Consider the following 18,443-nt stretch of genomic DNA (forward strand, 5'->3'; position numbering starts at 1 on the left):
AGGGTAAGATTTTCACAGTTCGGGGAGGGAACGGTGGAGATTGTAGATAGGGGTGACGCGGTTTGCATTGCTGGTGCAGGCCCGGCGGGGCTTGTGATGGCCCGGGCATTACAGCACAACGGCATCGAATGGGATCAGTTTGACCCAAACCCGGATGTGGGTGGTCTCTGGGACATCAAGCACGATGGTACAGCCATTTATGAGAGCGCGCATTTTATCAGCTCTCGCAGCTTGTCTGGCTTTGCGGATTTTCCGATGCCAGACCATTTCGCAGATTATCCCAAACACACCGAAATCCTGAAGTACCTGCGCGACTTCGCAGAGGCTTATGGGCTGCGTGAGAAGATTACCTTCTCAACCAAGATCGAAAAACTGGCCAAGACTGAGAAGGATCGCTGGCAGGTTCATCTCTCCAACGGGGAGTGCCGCGAGTATAAGGCCGTGGTTTGCGCTACGGGCTCGCAATGGCAGGCCAACATGCCGGAGCTGCAAGGCTCCTTTGATGGTGAGATCCGCCATAGCCAGACTTACAAGAACATTCGTGAGTTTGACGGTAAGCGCGTGCTGGTGATTGGAGCGGGCAACTCCGGCTGTGATATTGCCTGTGACGCGGGTGTCTTGGGGGAGAAGGCCTTCATCTCCATGCGGCGCGGCTATTACATCATTCCCAAGCATGTTTTTGGCATGCCTGCGGACGTGTTTGCTGATGGTGGCCCTGATCTGCCTGTCTGGATGATACGCCCGTTCTTCACGCTGTTGCTGCGTATGTTCAATGGTACGCTGCAACGGTTTGGCATTCCCAAACCGGATCATAAGCTGTTCGAGACCCATCCTTTGCTCAACACTCAACTGGTGCATTCATTGCAACATGGTGATGTGACTGTGAAGCCGGATGTGGACCATCTGGATGGCTCATACGTGGTGTTTAAAGATGGCAGCCGGGAAGAGATTGACCTGATCCTGTGCGCGACCGGGTTCAACCAGCAGCTGGACTTTGCGGGTGAGTATTTCAGCTATGAGGGCGGACGGCCCAAGATGTTTATTCAGGCAGCCTCCCGCGAGCACAAAAACCTGTTTGGCATCAGCTATATCGAGACCAACTCCGGCGCCTACAAGCGGTTTGACTATATGGCTGGGCTGGTTGCCAACTATCTGAAGGACCAGCAAGACAATCCATCTCGTGCCAGCCAATTGGACGCAATCATCCGCAGTGAAACGCCGGATCTTTCTGGTGGCATCCACTTTTTGAAGACGGACCGCCATGCGGGTTATTGTGATGCCACAGCGCACACCAAGTATGTGAAGAAGCTTTACAAGCGGATGGGCTGGACCTTCCCGGAGGAAATTCGCTTCAAGCGGGCTGCACCTAAGCCAAAGGGTTCACCGAGCGCAAAGAAAGCGGAGGTGGCAGCATGAGCACTTATCGTTTTCAGGGGCGTACGGCGGTGATCACTGGTGGTGGTGGAGACATTGCCGGCCACATCGCCACGCGTTTGCATGAGCGGGGAATGAACCTCGTGCTGGCCGACAAAAATGGCCGGGCTGCGCGGGAACTTCAGGCCCGGCTGGATAACCTGCGGGTTCATGTGTTTGTGGGAGATCTGACACAGCGCGAGGAGATGGAACGTCTTTTGCGCGAGGTGGAAGAGAACTTTGGCGTGCTGGATGTACTCATCAACAATATGGCGATCACCAAGGTTGATCGCTTTCATGAGCGCACGCCAGAGAGCATTGAAGAAGAGATCACCATCAACATGATCGCACCGTTGCTGCTAAGCCGATTGGCTGTGCCTTATCTGCTGAAGGGCGATGATCCACGTATCATCACAACCACCTCTCTTGGTGGCATACAACCGCTTCGCGAAACACCTATTTATGCAGCGACCAAGTTTGGACTGCGTGGTGCCATGCTTTCGTTTGCGCTGGATGAAGACCTGCATGGCATCAAGGTGAGCTGCGTTCTGCCCACGGCCACAGATACTTACATGCTGCGGCAGGAAGCGTTAGAAGGTGGCAGCGTGCTTAATTTCATCGATGAACCGCAATCGCCCAGCGTGGTGGCTGATCAGTTCGTGAAGCATCTGGAAAAACCATGTTTGGAGCGTTACCCAAAAGCCAGCGACTCCTGGCTGACACGTCTGGCCATGCTGTTACCCAACATGATGCCTCGTATTCTGCCGTTCTTTGAAAAGAAAGGACGACGAGGCATGGCCAAATATGTGGCTTCACTACGCAGACAAGGGCTGCTGGTGGAGGTTGACGGCAAGCTTTATCAGCGGCAACGGCTTTATCTGGACAAGCCGGAAATGGAGCAAGAGCTGGAGAAGAGCTGAGTGCCAACGACAGACTGCCAAGAATAAATGCAAGACGCATATTCCTGTAAGGCAAAACGCAAATCACATAACTCAAAGACCTGAGTGTCCTAACTGGCCCCATCGTCACATGCAGGATGTCTTAAATGTCACAGTGCACGCATAAGTAGGCCTCTATGGTTGGCATCTAATCTATAACATTGGTGCCTTATGCCTATTTCGAATTTAGCCTCATCACCGATCCCCTCCTCCAGTGAACAGGTGCATACTGCGCCTGATGTTCGTCCTTCTGACGCTCAGGAGGTAACTCAGCCGCGTGCAGAACCTTCGAAGGACAACAAAACGGGGTATTTCTACGCACCGTTCGCCTCTGACGATATACTCAAAATGGTTTCTGGCACCAATTTATCGAGGGACAAGGCAGGCAAAGATTTGCGCTCTCTTATTGTTGCGACAAACGCTGACAAGGCTGAACTCGAAATACAGAAGTATCAACTCGCTGAGAAAATGTACCAAGAAGCTGGTGATCTTGCCTCTGGTTTTAACTCCTACATGGCGGACAATGATCTCTCAGAAGATGGCTTCATAGCCGCGTGTGGTCCTGATAAATTTGAAGACATGCTGAGTGCTGCAAGTGATCATGCATGGCGTGCTGATGCACTATTGCGAGTCAACGTAATCAGTAACGAGGAAACGGGCATCCTGAGTACGCTGAAAAAGGGCGAAGACAAGCTCTATATTGCAGGACATGGACTACAGGGTGCAGCAGGTATTACTTCAAAAACGAGCTCAAGCGAAAATGGCTACAAAGTTGCATGGTCTCAAGACATAGCCAAAGAACTTGCGCATGGAGGGTTAAACAAGTCCTTTTCAGATATTCGCGTGGTATCATGCTTTGGTGCAGATGCGCGATTGCCTACATCTTTCGCGCCAGAAGATTTGGCAATCGCATCCGAAACAAAAATTAATAGTTTTCTGTTCATCGAAGTAGACAGAGAACAGGCATTTGCTCAATACTTAGCGAATGACCTTAAGAAGGCTGGTTTTGAACACCCAGAGGTTTCTGGCTACCATGGCGCAGGAAAAGGTTACTCCGATGACACTCATAATTACCAATCCCTTTCCACAACACACGGCGAAGAAATGGTAAGAAGTTCATCCGTGCGTCAGGTTTTCATTCCGGTCTGAATTCGCGTCTAAAGCCTGTCCCGCAGGCTGTAGTAGAGCATGCCCAGAACCATCAGGGGCCATCGTAAATGGCGGCCACCGGGGAAGGCGTGGGTTGGGACTTTTTCCAAGATGTCAAACCGGCTGGCTTGCCCGTCGATCGCTTCTGCCATGAGCTGACCTGCCAGTGTTGCCATGGCGACACCATGACCGGAGAAGCCGCTGGCGTTGAGCATGTTGGGGGCGAGTTTGGCGAAGTATGGCATGCGGTTGAGCGTGATGCCCAGCGTTCCGCCCCAGCCGTATTCGATGGATACGTCCTTGAGCTGCGGGTAAACCTGCAGCATAGGTTTGCGGACGAAGGCCTTTATGTCGCGCGGGAACTGGAAGCTGTAGCTTTCCCCTCCCCCAAACAAGAGACGGTTGTCTGCGGACAGACGGTAGTAGTTGATCACGAACCGAGAGTCTGCCACGGCTACATCATTGGCGATCAGTGAGCGGGCCAAATCTTCGCCCAGTGGTTCGGTGGCAATGATGTAATTGTTGATGGGCATGACTCGCGCCGCGACGCGCTTCTCAAGGCTATCAATATAACCGTTGCAGGCAAAGACCACGTAGCGGGCAGTGACTTGTCCATTGGCGAGCTTCAACTTAGCTGGCTCGCCCTTTTCGACCTCCAGCACCTCTGACTTTTCAAAGATCTGCACGCCAGCATTCTGGCAAGCCTCAGCAAGACCCAGTGCGAAGTTGAACGGATGCAGATGAGCTGCCCCCATATCCAGTGTGCCACCATGATACGCCGTTGTATCGAGCATCTCTTGTATTTCGGCAGAGTCTACGAAGCGAAGTTCTTCGTAACCGTATGTGTTTGCCAGCTTTTCGGCATAGGCCTTACTGTGGTTCACATAGCTTTGTTTGTGATCTGCGTGGAGAATTCCCGGTTTCAGGTCGCACTGGATCTGGTGTTTTGCAATGAGATCTTTCGTCAGGAACTTGGCGGTTTCAGCAAGGTTCCAGAGTTCTTTGGCACACTCCAGACCAACAAGACTTTCCAGCTCGTCCTGATCTTTCCGCTGGCCGCTGCCGAGTTGACCGCCGTTGCGGCCTGAGGCTCCCCAACCAACACGGTGAGCGTCGAGAAGATGGACTTTGTAACCACGTTCAGCCAGATGCAACGCAGAAGACAGGCCTGCATAACCAGCGCCGATGACGCAGACGTCGCAGGTATGCTCGCCTTCCAGTGCGGGAAAGGAGAGATGCTTGTTTGCGGTCGCGGTGTAGTAGGAGGCTGGGTATTGGCCTGCCTTATCATTGGCGTGAAGAAAGCCTTGGGAAATAGCCATATAAGTCCTTGAGAAGGCTCAGGTTGCAAACCCGAGCCTCTTAAACAGCGCAGGGCAACAGTTAGTGCCCTTCTTGCTTTTCTTTCACTGCTGCCTGCTGAATGAAGTTTACGATCATGTGTGCGACCTCTCCAATTTGCATGGGCGCTTCCGAGGAGGCGATTGCATGATCGGCGATGTCTTCAGGCAGCGTGTCACCCCGGCGTTCCTTAAACAGGGCTACTGAGTAGTCCTTGTTGAACTCCGGATGCCCTTGTAGCGTGAGCGCCCTGCCCTTGTAATCGATCGCTGCAAACTCGCAGAAATCTGAGGACGCGATGACCTCTCCATCTGCTGGCAGTTTTGTCACCTGATCCTGATGATAGGCTTCAATGGAAAAACTGGTCAGGCCCTCTGGCACCCAATTGGGATTTTCCAGGACATAGTAAGTGAAGACGCCACAGCCCCAGCCTTTGTTGGACTTTTCAGCTTTACCGCCCAGCGCTTCTGCAAGGATCTGATGTCCGAAGCAAATGCCGACAATTGGCACGTGCTCGTCATAGGCCGTTTTCAGAAATGTCTTAAGCCGGTCGATCCACTCAAGATCATCATAGACACCGTGCTTGGAGCCGGTGATCAGCCAGCCGTCGCAGTCATGAACGTTTTGAGGCAGTTGGCCATCCACCACAGGGTAAGACATGTAATGCCAATTGCCCCCCTGATCCTTCAGGAGCGTTTCGAACATTGACGGGTAATCACCGAATGTCTTGCTCAGGTTCTCGGGTGGTCGGCCAACTTCCAGAATTCCAAGTTTAAAGGTCAAAGAGCACTCCAAAATTCAAAGAGGCAAATGCCGCATAATACATCTGATTGGACTACTCAGTTATATCCTGTCGGCTTTGCCTCTGTAAACTCTTGGAGGCCACTTCAGGCAAAATCTCATACCGCTCTTTTGGGCTGTCTCAGTGAGATCGGCTTGTTCAGCTGGAAAGCGGGTAAATGGCTGATGGCCTGCTTCAGAGCTTCCCGTTCCGGTGTTGCCTCAAAGTCAGGGAGCAGCTCATCAAACCGTGTTTTATCCATCCAATGCGGGGTATCCCAAAGATAGCGCATTTCTAAAAGGTGTTTTGCCATGGGCCAGAAAGGTCGGCTCAGACGGATCAGCCACCAGCTGAACTGTTTGATGCTCACATTCTGTTTGGTGACTTCTGTGAGTGCTTTGCGGAGTTCATTCCCCGTCCACGTGTAACCGGGGAATGAGATGTCTTCATAGGTGTTCAACTGGTCTCGCATTTCCAGCAGTTGGACGGCAGCACGCGTCATATCCGGCAAATACGCCCATGCGTGGGGTATATCGGTCTTGCCGGGATAGATGAGCTTCCCCTTCTCCAGCTTGGTGGACATGATCAGGTCAAACCAGTTGCCGCTGGCGGAGGTGTCGATGAAGTCTCCAGCTCTGAGCAAAATGGTCTGCACACCTGATGTTTTGTAGAGGCGTTCCAGTTCTATTCTGATCACACCTAGTTCGTTGGTTGCTTTTTGAGGTGTTTGCGGGCCAATGGGAGAGCTCATGTTTGGGCCGAAGCAGTAATTGTTGCCCGGGATGATGACTGTGGCTTTAGCATGTTTGGCTGCTTCAATCACCTTGTGGGTGAAGGGCAACACATCCCGCTTCCAGTGCGGATATTGTGGATTTGCGCCATTCACAATGACATCAACACCTTCTGCAGCTTTTTTCATGTTTTGGTTTGCACGATCAAAGGCGCGGGTTTCCCAGCCTGCAGCTTCTAACTGCTCAGTCATGTTTTTTGAAAATCTGCCAGAGGCACCTAAAATCAAAGCTACGGGTCTCATGACCGCTCCTGTCCAATACTCTTTTCCAAATCGCATATTCTTATCCGAACATCGGTAGTCACGTTTTGGGAATACGCTTTAGACACGATAGTAGGCGCTCTATTTCCTATGTAAATTCGAATGAAATGCAGGTATGATATTCAATTATGAATAGAAGACTACATCATCTTTCCTGGGATCTCATTGGTGTTTTTGTAGCGGTTGCGGAGACAGGTAGTCTTTCAGCTGCAGCCAAGAAGATGAACCAGAGCCAACCGACAATTGGGCGACAAGTGAAGGCGATTGAGGCGGAGCTGGGCGTCTCGTTGTTTTACCGTCATCAGCGCGGGCTTGGCTTGACAGAGGATGGGGAAGCGTTGCTGCCCCACGCCAAGGCTATGCATTCTGCGGCAGCTCAGTTTCTGCTACATGCAGAAGAGCGCAAGCAAAGCGGTTTTGCTGGGCCTGTGCGTGTCACCGCCAGTCAGGTGATCTCTCATTATGTGCTGCCAAAGCTTATTGCAGAATTTCGGCAGAACTACCCTGAGATCCAGATTGAGCTTCTCCCTTCTGACGATGCGCAAAACCTGTTGTTTCAGGAAGCTGACATCGCAGTGCGCATGTTTACGCCGACGCAGCTGGATATTGTTGCCAAGAAGATTGGCGAGACACCATTGGGGCTTTTTGCAAGCCGCGCGTTTGTAGAGCGGGTTGGCATGCCGAGCACAAGAGAGGAACTCTTAGCGCTTGATTGGATCGGGTACGACAGGTCTGACCTGATCCTGCGCGGCATGCAGGAAGCTGGCCTGAACGTGGACCGGGACTTCTTTAGTGTGCGGTGTGATGACAGGGTGACTTACTGGGAATTGGTGCGTGCTGGATGTGGGGTTGGTCTTGGTCAGATTGGAATCGGCCTTGAGGATGACAGCCTTGTGCGCCTTGATCTGGAGGACCCATTGCCTGCTTTGCCTGTTTGGCTGGCTTCTCCGCACACTCTCAAGCAAATTCCACGCATAAAGCTGTTTTTTGATTTCTTAGCCGGGAAACTGCCTAAGCTATTGTGATTGAGAGGTTCTGGGTGCTGAACCTCACTGGTCCCGTGTTTTACCCCTAAGAATGCATGGGATAACTTGCCGTAGGGGAAATTATCCCACTATCCCCTTTCGTACACACGCTCACTCTCAAACTTTCGGATATGTTGGTTTGGAGAGAAACGCTGTGTTCATTGGGAAACTTGCGATTCCGGACAATCAGAATTTTAAGGCGCTGATCTTATAGCGAATGCCTTGGTAAATACACTCCTGCTATTTTTGCCCCTTTATTTGACAGTACAAGTTCCCGAGATTGCCACATTTTACTCAGGGTGTTTTCTTAGATCCCACAAGAACACCGAAACTTCTTAGCGGGAACTGAGAGATTACTTGATACCTGTAATGCGTTGTATCTCCTAACCTTTCTGCTTCTCGCAAGAAGACCAAACAAAGCGTGGCCCCTCGAAAAAACAAATAAATGAAACTGCGATTACTGTCATAAATCAAGGGAACACGCCGTGAGTGATTTTCGCTTGTCCAGCCCTCATGCCCTCAATACTGAGGAAGGTAGCCATCCAATGCATGAGGTGCTGGACGCCCTGATTGAAAGCATCGCTTATGTCTCCCGCGCCCATGGGAATTTCCTCAGTAAAACAGCGTTGACTGCCGGACTTCCGCTGATCAATGGGCGGTTGCAATTCTCTCAGGTTGAAAAAGCCTCCGAGAATTGTGGGTTACAAGCCGAAAAGCAACGGATTGCTCTTAGCAAGATCTCCAGCAGCAGCCTTCCGTGCCTGTTGGTGTTTCATGACAGAGCCTTGCGCCTGCTGGTGGGTTATGACGCAGCCACACGGCAGGCCAAACTGCTGGACCCCTTAGATCTGGAAAGACCGCAGTATCTCAGCTTGGATATTTTGCAGCGGGCATACTCAGGGTATGCGATCCTATTTTCATCTCTTCATGCACGCGACAGCAGTGGGCAGGTTCATCAAGACAACAAGCATTGGTTCTGGTCCGAGTTCACACGGTTCTGGCCTGACTATGGCAATGTTGCGCTCGGGACATTGCTGATCAACTGCCTTGCCCTCGCTTCCCCCTTGTTCATCATGAATGTTTACGACCGCATCCTGCCCAACTTCGCTGTGGCGTCGCTATGGGCTCTGACAATTGGTGTGGCGTTGGCACTGGCGGGAGATAGTTTGCTGAAGGTGGCGCGATCATCCATCCTCAACAGCCTTGGTAAAAAGGCAGATCGGCGGCTGGCTTCCAAGATTTTCTCTCATGTGCAGAACATTGATTTTTCTGCCAAGACCAAGAGTGCCGGAGAATACGCTGGGACTGTTCATGACTATGAAAAGCTCCGCGAATTCTTCAGCTCAACTGCCTTGATCGCCCTGCTGGATTTCTGCTTTGTCGGTCTTTTCATCTGCATCCTGTTTTTCATCGTTGGCCCCATCGCCTGGATTCCACTGCTTGCTGTGCCCGTGGTTTGCCTGCTTAATCTGGCGGCTCAATTGCCTTTGGAGCGAACCGTTCAAGCCTCAAGCCTTGAAGGGAACAAGCGGCAGAACATTTTGATGGAGACATTGGGTGGGCACGAGACAGTGCGTGCTCTCAATGCAGAGGCCCACATGCAATCCCGCTGGGAGCAGTCTGTTGACCGCAGCAGCGAGATCCTGTTGCAGAGCCGTCATTGGTCCAATCTGGCAATGGTGGGAACAGGGCATGTGCAAGGTATGGTGTCGGTGCTGATTATTGTCTGGGGTGTTTATCAGGTTGAGGCGGGTGCCGTGAACATGGGCGGGCTGATTGCTGCGATGATGCTGTCAGCCCGTGTATTGGCGCCAATCTCTTCTATCGCCAATGCGTTGGTCCGGTTTCGTCAAGTCCTGCACAGCTATCGCCAGCTTGGAGATTTGCTAAGCCAGCCAACAGAACGCAAGACAGGAAAAGCAACTGCAAACCTGCGGTGCTGCCGTGGTGAAGTTCAGTTTCAAAATGTCAGCTTCTCTTATCCACTCAGTGAGAAGGCTAGCCTGACCCACTGCAATTTCTCGATTGAGCCTGGGGATACGATTGGGCTGGTTGGGTGTGTCGGGTCCGGAAAATCGACCGTAGGCCGGCTGATGAGCGGGCTTCGGTATCCTTCTGAGGGTGCTGTTCTCATTGATGGAATTGACACGCGCCAGTTTGATCCAGCAGACCTGCGCCATTTTGTTGGGTATCTGTCTCAGGACAATACGCTGTTTCAGGGCACGTTGAGAGACAACCTTTGCCTTGGATTGCCACACCTTTCCAACGAGGAGATTGAGGAAGTTTGCCATGTAACGGGGCTGCATAGCCTCGTGAACAAGCATCCAGCTGGTTACAATCTGATTGTGGGTGAAAACGGAGCTGCGCTTTCTGGTGGGCAGCGGCAATGTGTGGCGTTGGCTCGTGTTCTTTTGCGCAAGCCGAAGATCCTGTTTCTGGATGAACCCTCCAGTCAGCTGGATCTTTCCGCGGAGCAGCGTTTGTTGCGTGGCTTGCGGCGCTATAACAACGGTTCTCTGACACTCATTATCAGCACGCACCGCCCTTCCCTCCTGAAGCTCACCAATCGGCTGATCGCTCTGGATCAAGGCCGCATCATTGCAGATGGACCGAGCGAGGAAGTGAAGCAATCCATGCAGCAACCGCGTCTGCATGAAGTGCCACAGCCTGCGCAGGTTCCGATTGAAGAAAGGCTGAGAGCATGAAGGGCTGGTCGCTTCCCGTTACACCGCTGCATTTGCCAGAGTTTCACAGCCCAAAGCAGTCCAGAATCCTGATCTTCACATGTGCCGCAATTATGCTGCTGTTGTTCGTCTGGTCTGCATTTGCGCATGTGGAAGAGGTCACACGAGGCAATGGACGCATCATCCCTTCTCGTCAGATGCAGATTGTGCAAGCTCCAGAACGCGGGATTGTCTCTGAGGTGTTGTTTTATGAGGGTGAGATCGTTGAGCAAGGGGCGGTTCTGGTGAAACTGGATAATACCGGCTTTGCCTCTCAGTTGGGGGAGTTGTTGCAGAAGAAGTATGCGTTGCAGGCTCGTCTTGCACGGTTGACCGCTGAGGCCCGTCAGGCAAATCTGGCGCTTGATCTTTCAAACACGCCTGCCGACATTGCCGCGTTCTTGCAGCGAGAGCTGGCGGTTTATAAAGCTCGCAAAGAGCAGCTTGCTGCGGAAGTTGCGGTGCTTCGCAGTCAGTTCAGCCAGAAAGAACAGGATCTGAAGCAGCTTGAAGCTGAAGCACAGATGCTGAGCGCCAATCTTACCATCATTGCGCGAGAACTGGAGATCAACCAGCAGCTCTATAAACGTGGTGTCCTGCCAGAGATCGAGTTTTTGCGGCTCAAGCGACAGTACACAACTCTGGAGGGGGAGCGGCAGATGCTGGAGGCTTCTCTTGCAAGCGCTCGCTCTGCCAAGGAAGAGGTTCTACAAAAGGTAGCTTCCGCGCAGACGACGTTTGCCTCTCAGTCACAGTCAGATCTGGTGGCGACCAAAGCAGAACTTGCTGTGATTGAGGAGCGGCTGCGTGGGGCGGAGGATCGGGTGCATCGCAGTGCGTTGGTGGCACCCGTTCGCGGGGTGATCAACAAACTTAATGTCAGCACCATTGGGGCGGTGGTTCAGACTGGTGAGCCACTGATAGAGATTGTTCCGCTGGAAGATACTTTGCTGATTGCTGCAAAAATCCAGCCGCAACATGTGGCCTTCCTACATCCGGGTCAGGATGTGAGCGTGAAAATCACGGCCTATGATTATTCTATCTATGGTGGATTGGACGGGGTGTTGGAGCGGATCAGTCCGGACACGTCAGAGGACGAGCGGGGACAGGCGTTTTTCAAGGTGATTGTGCGGACCAAGCAAAACCATCTGGGATCAGAGCAAAACCCGTTGCCCATCACGCCGGGCATGACGGCGAGCATTGATATTCTGACCGGTGAGAAAAGCGTGCTGAGTTATCTTGCCAAACCACTGCTCAAGGTGAAAGCGGAGGCATTTCGCGAGCGGTGAGACAGCAACTCCTCTCGCAGCAAACTAGAGCATAGGCGAGAGGAATGAGAAGGATTTATAGTCCGGTGCGAGCAACAGCATATCGGCCAAGTCAGTGTTTTGCAGAGAGGCCACGGACTGTTGCAGCCCCATCAGGACAGCCGGATTGGACAGGCTCATGCGCAGCACTTCTTCTGCCGGGAACTGAAGCTCCGTTACCATGCGCGCAACAGACTCCAGCATGGTGACATGTGCCCCCGCCAAAGATCCGGCTTTGTTGATGAGCTTGCCGTCTTCCAGATAGACCTGATGACCGTAAAGGTTGAAGTTTTCCGGTCCGCCGACAGTTGGCATAGCATCACTGATGATGATCATATGATCTTTGACAGGCCGTGCACGTATGGCAAGGCGGAGCATATCATCGGCGACGTGGTGCCCGTCTACGATCAGCGAGCAATAGGCGGTGCTGTTGATGCCCGTTCCAACTGCACCGGGCTCGCGGTTGACCATCTGGGACATGCCGTTGAACAGGTGTGTGAAGAGGTTTGCGCCCTCTTCCAGAATAGGTTTGATCTGCGCTGCGCCTGCATCAGTATGGCCGATAGAGACAACTGCGCCCATCTCAACCAGTCTTGCAACATCACCTTTGGCAACGCCTTCTGGTGCGACCGTCATGAGGACCGGGATGTCCCGATCTCGCAGGTCGCGGACCAGCTGCAAACTGCGCTCGTTGAGTGGGCGAACCCAGCTGGCTTCGTGGGTGCCTTTGCGTTCTACACTGATGTGCGGGCCTTCGATGTGGATGCCTTTGATGCCATAGGTGCCGTAAGCATCTTTCATGGCCTCAACGGCGTCCTCCAGCACATTTGGCGCATCGGTGATGACTGTTGGCAGTAAGGCTGTAGTGCCGAACTGGCGGTGCGCCGCTGCAATAGCAGCCAGACCTTCTGGTGATGGAGAGGTGTTGTAGAGAACCCCGCCGCCGCCGTTGATCTGGATATCAAAGAAGCCCGGCGTGATGAGGCCAGAGAGTTTTTTCACGGTCGCATCAGCGGGCAACTGGTCTGCTGGAGACAGGCCTGCACATTTGCCATTCACGAGATGAATGGCGGTATCGGTTAGCAGGTTCTGGCCGTCAAACAGCTGATCTGGACACAGCCAGATGTCTTGGTTGCCCGGTGCGGTGCTCATAGAGCCTCCTCAAGCTGAGGTGCCTCAACTCTCTCAAAGAAATATGGGTCCAATGCCTGCTGGATTTCAGCAAGCACCAGCGCCTTCTCTATGCCAAAACCATGGCGCTGCAAAGCCCGTGCACGTTCAACAGTGCGAGATGCAAACAGTTGAAGCTGCAGTACCTTTGGAATCTCATGGGTTTGGAGGGCAGCAAAGAGTGCCTTTAGGGCATCCTGTACCTTTTCTCGCGGCCAGTAATACCGGATGCGATCTGCATAACTGAAGTGGCGCAGCAGGCGCAGTTCCTGATCCGATCCCTGATAGTGGGAGCGCCAGTACTTGGGCTCAGACAGCATTTCTGCTTCCAGAATCTTCGAGATTTTTGGCGCGGTGCGCTTGTCTTCTTCCAGCCAGTCCAGCAACTGATCGAGCGCGTAGATGGCCTGCCTGTAGGCGAAGGTGAGCGCAGGGCCGACTTTCAGGATCGCAAAACCCATGTTGGCGAGGCGTTGGAACGCATTGTCCAGCTGGTAGTCGGTGCTGTGCGCTTCGAACACAACGGTCTGGAATGGGTCAAGCGCTGCTCGCAGAGCTTTGCCGTCATCAGCGGGTAGATGATCGATGTGGAAGGGTGAGAACTCGACACCCGGCTGCACGACAAGGCCGCAGATACGGCCTTTTGCATCCTGCAGGCCCAGCTCATCGAACTTCTCAAAATGCATTTGCAAGGTACGGGAGGCACGCGCGGGTGGGGTTGGCTCAATGCTATGAGCCTCGCCTTCTTCACGCGCGCCCCCGGGAGGAGGAACTTCCGTACCGACGATGTAACTGAGGCGGCTTGGGTCTGGTGCATATTCTTCACAAACAGCAGCCAATTGCGCAGCACGGCTGGCGCTGAGTTCATCACCGACCTGAGCCTCTTCGCCTGCGCACCCTTCGGAGCAGTCCAGATGGATTTTGGTGAAGCCAGCTTGCACGTAGGCTTTCATCAGCTCTTTGGCTTTTGCCATGGCCTGATCAGCTGGCATGGAGCGCCATGCTTGCGGGCCGAGATGGTCGCCGCCGAGGATGAGCGCGTCCTCCGGCAATCCGGCAGTGGCGCAAATGCCTTTGACATAGCTGACGAAATCGGCTGGCTTCATCCCTGTGTAACCACCATCCTGATTGACCTGGTTGCTGGTCGCTTCCAGCAGCAGGGTCGTGCCTTTTTCTGCTGCGAGCAGAGCGGAAGCAAGGATGACATCCGGCTGCGCGGAGCAGATGGAGGGAAGCGCGGCTCTGGCGCCTGCACGGTTGGCAGTGATCACCTCAAGCAAAGGGTTGCTCATGACGGCTCCTCCAGTATTTGATAGTTTTGGACAGCTGCAAGCGCTGCTCCGCGTGTGCCGCTGCTGTCACCGTATTCTGCAACGCGGATCTCGGGCGGCTCGGTCTGGTCCAGCAAATGGCCGGGCAGAGCTTGCGCAATGAGGCGGTCGATGTTCGGGATCTTGGAAAGGCCACCGCCGAGCACAATGCAGTCCGGGTCCACCGTGCATTGAAGCGCCGCAACCAGTTCCGCCGCGATACGGGCCCACATACGCATGACTTCCTGCATCTGCGGATCACCAGCAGCGGCTGCCGTGGTGATGGTCTTCGCATCGGCGTCTTTGCCGGTGACATGTTTGGCGAGGCGGCGCATTCCGGGGCCAGCCAGATAGGTCTCAAAGCAGCCGGTGCGACTACAACCACATTGGATACCGTCGAGCCCGAGTTCCTTCATGGTCATGTAGGGAATGCCGAGGTGACCGTATTCTCCAGCAGCCCCATTCAGGCCCGAGATCAACGTACCGTTGGAACAGTAACCGCCACCAACACCTGTGCCGATGATCAGGCCGAAGACGCTGGCATAGCTGCGGCCTGCGCCCAACATGGCTTCAGAAAGCGCGAAGCAGTTACAGTCGTTTTCAAACGCGACGGCTCTGCCCAACTTGTCGATCAGGTCCTGATGGACGGTGCGGCCTGAGGCCAGCAGGTTGGCGGTGAGGAACTTGCCGGTTCGTTTGGAATGGAAGCCGGGAATACCGACACCAACCGGCAAGCCTTTTGAGCCTGCGGTTTCTTCCAGCCACACGACCATCTCGCAGAGAGCGTCAACCAGATTTTCGTAGGAATCTTGAGGGGTTGGTATGCGTTTGGTTTCAACCACCGCCCAATCACTATCAAAGGCGGTTGCCTCGATTTTGGTGCCGCCCAGATCAATGCCGCCAGCTCGAACCATATCAGGCCTCTTCCAGTGCATATAGCTTGACGCCCGAGACAACGCGGGTCAGCGTGCCCTGCCCTTCAAACGGATTGTCGACGTTGAAACCAAGCTTGTCAGACCAAGCCACCCCCAGCCACTGCGCAATGAGTACATGGAGCACGGACATCCAGCCATCCTCCAGTTTGCATGGAATGTGTACATCTGCCTTTGCAGAATTACCAATGGTGGTAACTGTTTGCTCGCCGAACTGTGCCTTCACTTCTTCTGCCAAGTCCTCGTCGTAACGGCGGGAATGCAAGTTATTGGAGAGGAACACAAAGACCTTGGTCTGGTCATCGACAAAGGACTTTGGTCCATGCCGGAAACCGAGGGAGCTGTCCCAAATAGACGGGATTTTTCCTGCGGCTAGTTCCATCACTTTGAGCGCACTTTCGCGGGCAACAAAGGCAAGCGGACCGGAGCCTACGAAGACGGCGCGCTGTGGGATGGTGAGTTTGCCTGCCAGCTGATCCGCTTGCGCCAAAACAATTTCAGCTGCGTGGCTGATCTCGTTCATATTGGCCGCGAATTCTTCTGGCGTCTCCTGCCCAAACACTGCCATAGCTGTCAGGATCATGGTGGTGAAACTGGAGGTCATAGCAAAGCCGCTGTCGTGGCATTCGTCTGGCAGAACGATCACGCGCTGACTGGCCTTTGAGGCAGGTTGGCGGGTTGCCAGTGCACTGTCCTTGTTGCAGGTGATGTTCAGCCGTGGTGCTTCGGGGAAGATCGCGTCCAGCAAGTCCAGCGTGCCAATGGACTCGGTGGAGTTGCCGGAGCGCCCAAAAGAGACAACCAGCGGAATGACACCGTTGCGTTTAAACACGTGCGGGGCGCTGACGAGATCTGTTGAAGGAACGGAGCGCATTGGCAACACAGAGGTTGCGTCCAGCGCTCTGCACAGAAGGTCGCCAATATAGGCGGATGTGCCTGCCCCGCAGAACCAGACTTCCGTGGCTCCGGAGTTGGCAACCCATTCGCTCAGATCACTCAGACGCGCAGCGAATTCCTGTCCCCAACTTGCCCAGATTTGCGGTTGCGCCTGAATTTCGCGCGTAGTTGCCCATTTGGTCAGATCGACCATCGCAGCATTCCTTCATAAAATCAAATAGTTACAGTTACCTTAGAAAGTGTTTCCGGTTGGTCTGGATCTAGACCCAACTGGAGAGCAGTTTCCAAAATCACCGGGTACAATGCACGCAGCAGCATGGCCGAGCTTGCTGCGGGAGTAAGGCCCTGCGCACCAACGGTTTCTGGTGTCAGGCGGAAAACATTTGCGCCGACAGAGCGGAACCGCTCCTCCGCCAGGCTCAGGCTCTGGTTGCTGACCTCTTCCCCCGTATCCAGGATGAGGACACAGAGCGGTTTTGTGGCCAGTTGCAGCGGGCCGTGCAGCACTTCAGCAGCGGAATACGCTTCTGCATGAATGGCTGTTGTTTCCTTCAGTTTCAGCGCAACTTCCTGCGCTGCACCAAAGCCACACCCGCGTCCGATCACATACACATGCGGCGTGGACTTCACGGCTTCAATGATCTCGTCAGCCTGCTCAAGTTTCGCCTCAGCGCTGGCCAGCATGGCTTTTGCTGCTGCTTCACAGGCTTTGGCGTAGTCTGGTTTGAGGACTGCCAGAAGAGCCATTCCGGCGGCAATGGTGCAGATAACTGTTTTGGTGGCCGGAACGGCTTGCTCCAGCCCTGCTTTGATATCAACGCAGGCGTCCGTCTCAGTTGCTAACGGAGAACCCGGTGTGTTGGTGATGGCGAGCGTTTTACCGCCGCCATTTTTAAACCCGATTGCAGCACTGACCAGATCCTTGCTTCCTCCGGATTGGGAGAAAATAAGGGCGCCAGCATTGCCCAACTGCAATCCATTCCCCAGACTGAACACAGAGGGCGGCAGTGTTGTTACCGGCTTTTGCAGTTCGGCCATCAGTTCATAGGAGATCAAGTTGGCGGCTGCATCTGAGCTTCCACGCGCAATGGTGTAGAACGTGTCGAGCTTGTCCAGCGCTGCTGCTTTGACACTCTCAGTGAGGTCCTGACGGACCCCTTCTGCGAATGCCGGAATTGCCTGATCTATCTCAGCGCGCATGTACGCGCCGGGGAGTTTGGTCACTGTATTGATTCCATCTTTTTTGTTGTTGCTGCGGTTTCCCGCAGGTTGAAACTGTCGAATTTCTGCCAATAGGACGTCAGGTCCACGACCTGACCGGTTGTGCGCGCCTGATCAAGAGCCAGTGCGGCGACGCCTGCTTCCAGCGCATCCACGACGGAAACTGGCAGGCTGTCCATTTCACCGCGCAGATAGGCGCAAAGGTCCTGACACATCATGTCATCAGCGCCGTAGTGTGCGCCGGGGCGGTCGATGGACTTGTTGTAATCTTCATCCACCAATGTGCCGCGGGTGTGGGCATCAGTCACTTTCAGATAACCGCGCACAAAGTCACCTTCTGCCATGCCTTTGGTACCAATCACGCAGAACCGGCGGTGTTCGTCCGGTACGTTGATGTTGGTGTGGAAGGCCATGGTGGCCCCACTCTCGTATTCGAGGATCGCGGTCTGGTGATCGACGATATCGCCATCAGAGAGGAACGGGTCTTCCGCAGCTTCCCAGATGGACTCTTTAACATGATACACTTGCGTATCTGTTTCTTTTGCTGGTGCATTGCTCGGGACAAAGGATTTTCTACCGCCAAAGCTGGCAACGCGGGATGGGCGCGAGCCGGTCACCATGTTGTAGATATCAAGATCGTGGCAGCATTTTTCCAGCATGAAGCCGCCGGAATATTTCTCATGGCGGCGCCAGTCACGCATGAAGAAGGCTCCATGATACGGCGCAATATGCTCGTTGGCCTCAATGGAAACCACATCACCGATCTGCCCAGCCGCCTGCGCATCCCGCAGATCTCTTGCATGCTGGGCATAGCGAAGAACCAGACCGATAAGCACCTGATCTGCACCGTGTTTGGAAAGCAGCTCTGCCAGTTCCATGGTCTCGCTCATGGAGATCACGACAGGCTTTTCTGCAAACATGCGGATACCAGCTTCCAGACCCAGACGGATGTGCTCCAGATGCATGTGGTTGGGAGAGCTGACGAACAACAGATCCGCCTTTTCACCAGCCAGCATCTCTTCCAGCGTGTCGTAGGGTTTGATGGCCTCGTGGTTTCTGAGGCGTTCAATCTGGTGCGGTTTGGGGTCTACATAGGCCACCACTTCCGCTTCGCTCATGTGAGCCTGCAGTCTTTCCAGAACACTGACAGCTCGCAAACCCAAACCAACAACGATGATACGCATG

Annotated in this window: 15 protein-coding genes; 6 read left to right on the forward strand and 9 right to left on the reverse strand. The window is 53.8% G+C overall.

What is annotated here, in order from left to right; all coding sequences use genetic code 11:
- Positions 1-33: 33 nt before the first annotated feature.
- The 3 genes from DHN43_RS05370 (at position 34) to DHN43_RS05380 (ending at position 3,500) form a co-directional block, all read left to right on the forward strand.
- Positions 34-1,416, forward strand: coding sequence for a flavin-containing monooxygenase (locus DHN43_RS05370; protein WP_108817936.1), 1,383 nt, complete (start codon positions 34-36; stop codon positions 1,414-1,416).
- Complete coding sequence (locus DHN43_RS05375) at positions 1,413-2,333, forward strand: SDR family NAD(P)-dependent oxidoreductase (RefSeq protein WP_108817937.1); 921 nt, start codon at positions 1,413-1,415, stop codon at positions 2,331-2,333. Before DHN43_RS05370 ends, DHN43_RS05375 begins: the two co-directional genes overlap by 4 nt.
- Positions 2,334-2,522: 189 nt before the next feature.
- On the forward strand, positions 2,523-3,500 hold the full coding sequence (locus tag DHN43_RS05380; RefSeq protein ID WP_108817938.1) for a hypothetical protein: 978 nt from the start codon (positions 2,523-2,525) through the stop codon (positions 3,498-3,500).
- An 8-nt stretch (positions 3,501-3,508) separates the two neighbouring features.
- Here DHN43_RS05380 and DHN43_RS05385 read toward each other — a convergent pair whose 3' ends face one another.
- The 3 genes from DHN43_RS05385 to DHN43_RS05395 form a co-directional block, all read right to left on the reverse strand.
- Entirely contained in the window at positions 3,509-4,822 is a 1,314-nt protein-coding gene (locus tag DHN43_RS05385; RefSeq protein WP_108817939.1) for an NAD(P)/FAD-dependent oxidoreductase, read from the reverse strand.
- A 61-nt stretch (positions 4,823-4,883) separates the two neighbouring features.
- On the reverse strand, positions 4,884-5,624 hold the full coding sequence (locus DHN43_RS05390) for a glutamine amidotransferase-related protein (RefSeq protein ID WP_057463794.1): 741 nt from the start codon (positions 5,622-5,624) through the stop codon (positions 4,884-4,886).
- A gap of 116 nt (positions 5,625-5,740) precedes the next feature.
- A complete protein-coding gene (locus DHN43_RS05395) occupies positions 5,741-6,655 on the reverse strand; it encodes an epimerase (RefSeq protein WP_108817940.1) in 915 nt (304 codons plus the stop codon).
- Between the two features lie 146 nt (positions 6,656-6,801).
- Between DHN43_RS05395 and DHN43_RS05400 the strand changes: the two genes are divergently transcribed.
- The 3 genes from DHN43_RS05400 (at position 6,802) to DHN43_RS05410 (ending at position 11,710) form a co-directional block, all read left to right on the forward strand.
- Positions 6,802-7,698, forward strand: a complete 897-nt coding sequence (locus DHN43_RS05400; RefSeq protein WP_108817941.1) for a LysR family transcriptional regulator — start codon at positions 6,802-6,804, stop codon at positions 7,696-7,698.
- Between the two features lie 485 nt (positions 7,699-8,183).
- Entirely contained in the window at positions 8,184-10,403 is a 2,220-nt protein-coding gene (locus DHN43_RS05405) for a type I secretion system permease/ATPase (RefSeq protein ID WP_208994862.1), read from the forward strand.
- A complete protein-coding gene (locus DHN43_RS05410; RefSeq protein ID WP_108817943.1) occupies positions 10,400-11,710 on the forward strand; it encodes an HlyD family type I secretion periplasmic adaptor subunit in 1,311 nt (436 codons plus the stop codon). Before DHN43_RS05405 ends, DHN43_RS05410 begins: the two co-directional genes overlap by 4 nt.
- 24 nt (positions 11,711-11,734) lie before the next feature.
- Here DHN43_RS05410 and nagA read toward each other — a convergent pair whose 3' ends face one another.
- Genes nagA through DHN43_RS05440 form a run of 6 tightly spaced genes read right to left on the reverse strand, consistent with a single transcriptional unit; the run spans position 11,735 to position 18,442 of the window.
- The gene (gene nagA, locus DHN43_RS05415; protein WP_108817944.1) at positions 11,735-12,880 is read right to left on the reverse strand and encodes an N-acetylglucosamine-6-phosphate deacetylase; all 1,146 of its coding nucleotides are present in this window, start codon (positions 12,878-12,880) and stop codon (positions 11,735-11,737) included.
- Positions 12,877-14,190: a class II D-tagatose-bisphosphate aldolase non-catalytic subunit gene (locus DHN43_RS05420; protein WP_108817945.1), complete on the reverse strand. Its 1,314-nt coding sequence runs from the start codon at positions 14,188-14,190 to the stop codon at positions 12,877-12,879. Before DHN43_RS05420 ends, nagA begins: the two co-directional genes overlap by 4 nt.
- Positions 14,187-15,122, reverse strand: a complete 936-nt coding sequence (locus DHN43_RS05425; RefSeq protein WP_108817946.1) for an ROK family protein — start codon at positions 15,120-15,122, stop codon at positions 14,187-14,189. The genes DHN43_RS05420 and DHN43_RS05425 overlap by 4 nt, the downstream gene beginning before the upstream one ends.
- Before the next feature lies 1 nt (position 15,123).
- Positions 15,124-16,230 (reverse strand): SIS domain-containing protein, encoded by a 1,107-nt coding sequence (locus DHN43_RS05430; protein WP_108817947.1) that lies wholly within the window; start codon positions 16,228-16,230, stop codon positions 15,124-15,126.
- Between the two features lie 20 nt (positions 16,231-16,250).
- Positions 16,251-17,261 carry an SIS domain-containing protein gene (locus tag DHN43_RS05435; RefSeq protein ID WP_108817948.1) on the reverse strand — a complete coding sequence of 337 codons (1,011 nt, stop codon included), beginning with the start codon at positions 17,259-17,261 and terminating at the stop codon, positions 16,251-16,253.
- Positions 17,258-18,442 carry a Gfo/Idh/MocA family protein gene (locus DHN43_RS05440; protein ID WP_108817949.1) on the reverse strand — a complete coding sequence of 395 codons (1,185 nt, stop codon included), beginning with the start codon at positions 18,440-18,442 and terminating at the stop codon, positions 17,258-17,260. Before DHN43_RS05440 ends, DHN43_RS05435 begins: the two co-directional genes overlap by 4 nt.
- Position 18,443 lies beyond the last annotated feature (1 nt).

The sequence above is a fragment of the Pseudovibrio sp. Alg231-02 genome (assembly GCF_900143565.1).
Lineage (GTDB): Bacteria > Pseudomonadota > Alphaproteobacteria > Rhizobiales > Stappiaceae > Pseudovibrio.

What these genes read in the sequence shown, in the direction of transcription:
- DHN43_RS05400 (WP_108817941.1), top strand. Translation starts at nt 6,802, where the DNA reads ATGAATAGAAGACTACATCATCTTTCCTGGGATCTCATTGGTGTTTTT.
- nagA (WP_108817944.1), bottom strand. Translation starts at nt 12,880, where the DNA reads ATGAGCACCGCACCGGGCAACCAAGACATCTGGCTGTGTCCAGATCAG.
- DHN43_RS05430 (WP_108817947.1), bottom strand. Translation starts at nt 16,230, where the DNA reads ATGGTCGATCTGACCAAATGGGCAACTACGCGCGAAATTCAGGCGCAA.
- DHN43_RS05425 (WP_108817946.1), bottom strand. Translation starts at nt 15,122, where the DNA reads ATGGTTCGAGCTGGCGGCATTGATCTGGGCGGCACCAAAATCGAGGCA.
- DHN43_RS05385 (WP_108817939.1), bottom strand. Translation starts at nt 4,822, where the DNA reads ATGGCTATTTCCCAAGGCTTTCTTCACGCCAATGATAAGGCAGGCCAA.
- DHN43_RS05380 (WP_108817938.1), top strand. Translation starts at nt 2,523, where the DNA reads ATGCCTATTTCGAATTTAGCCTCATCACCGATCCCCTCCTCCAGTGAA.
- DHN43_RS05395 (WP_108817940.1), bottom strand. Translation starts at nt 6,655, where the DNA reads ATGAGACCCGTAGCTTTGATTTTAGGTGCCTCTGGCAGATTTTCAAAA.
- DHN43_RS05410 (WP_108817943.1), top strand. Translation starts at nt 10,400, where the DNA reads ATGAAGGGCTGGTCGCTTCCCGTTACACCGCTGCATTTGCCAGAGTTT.
- DHN43_RS05440 (WP_108817949.1), bottom strand. Translation starts at nt 18,442, where the DNA reads ATGCGTATCATCGTTGTTGGTTTGGGTTTGCGAGCTGTCAGTGTTCTG.
- DHN43_RS05375 (WP_108817937.1), top strand. Translation starts at nt 1,413, where the DNA reads ATGAGCACTTATCGTTTTCAGGGGCGTACGGCGGTGATCACTGGTGGT.
- DHN43_RS05420 (WP_108817945.1), bottom strand. Translation starts at nt 14,190, where the DNA reads ATGAGCAACCCTTTGCTTGAGGTGATCACTGCCAACCGTGCAGGCGCC.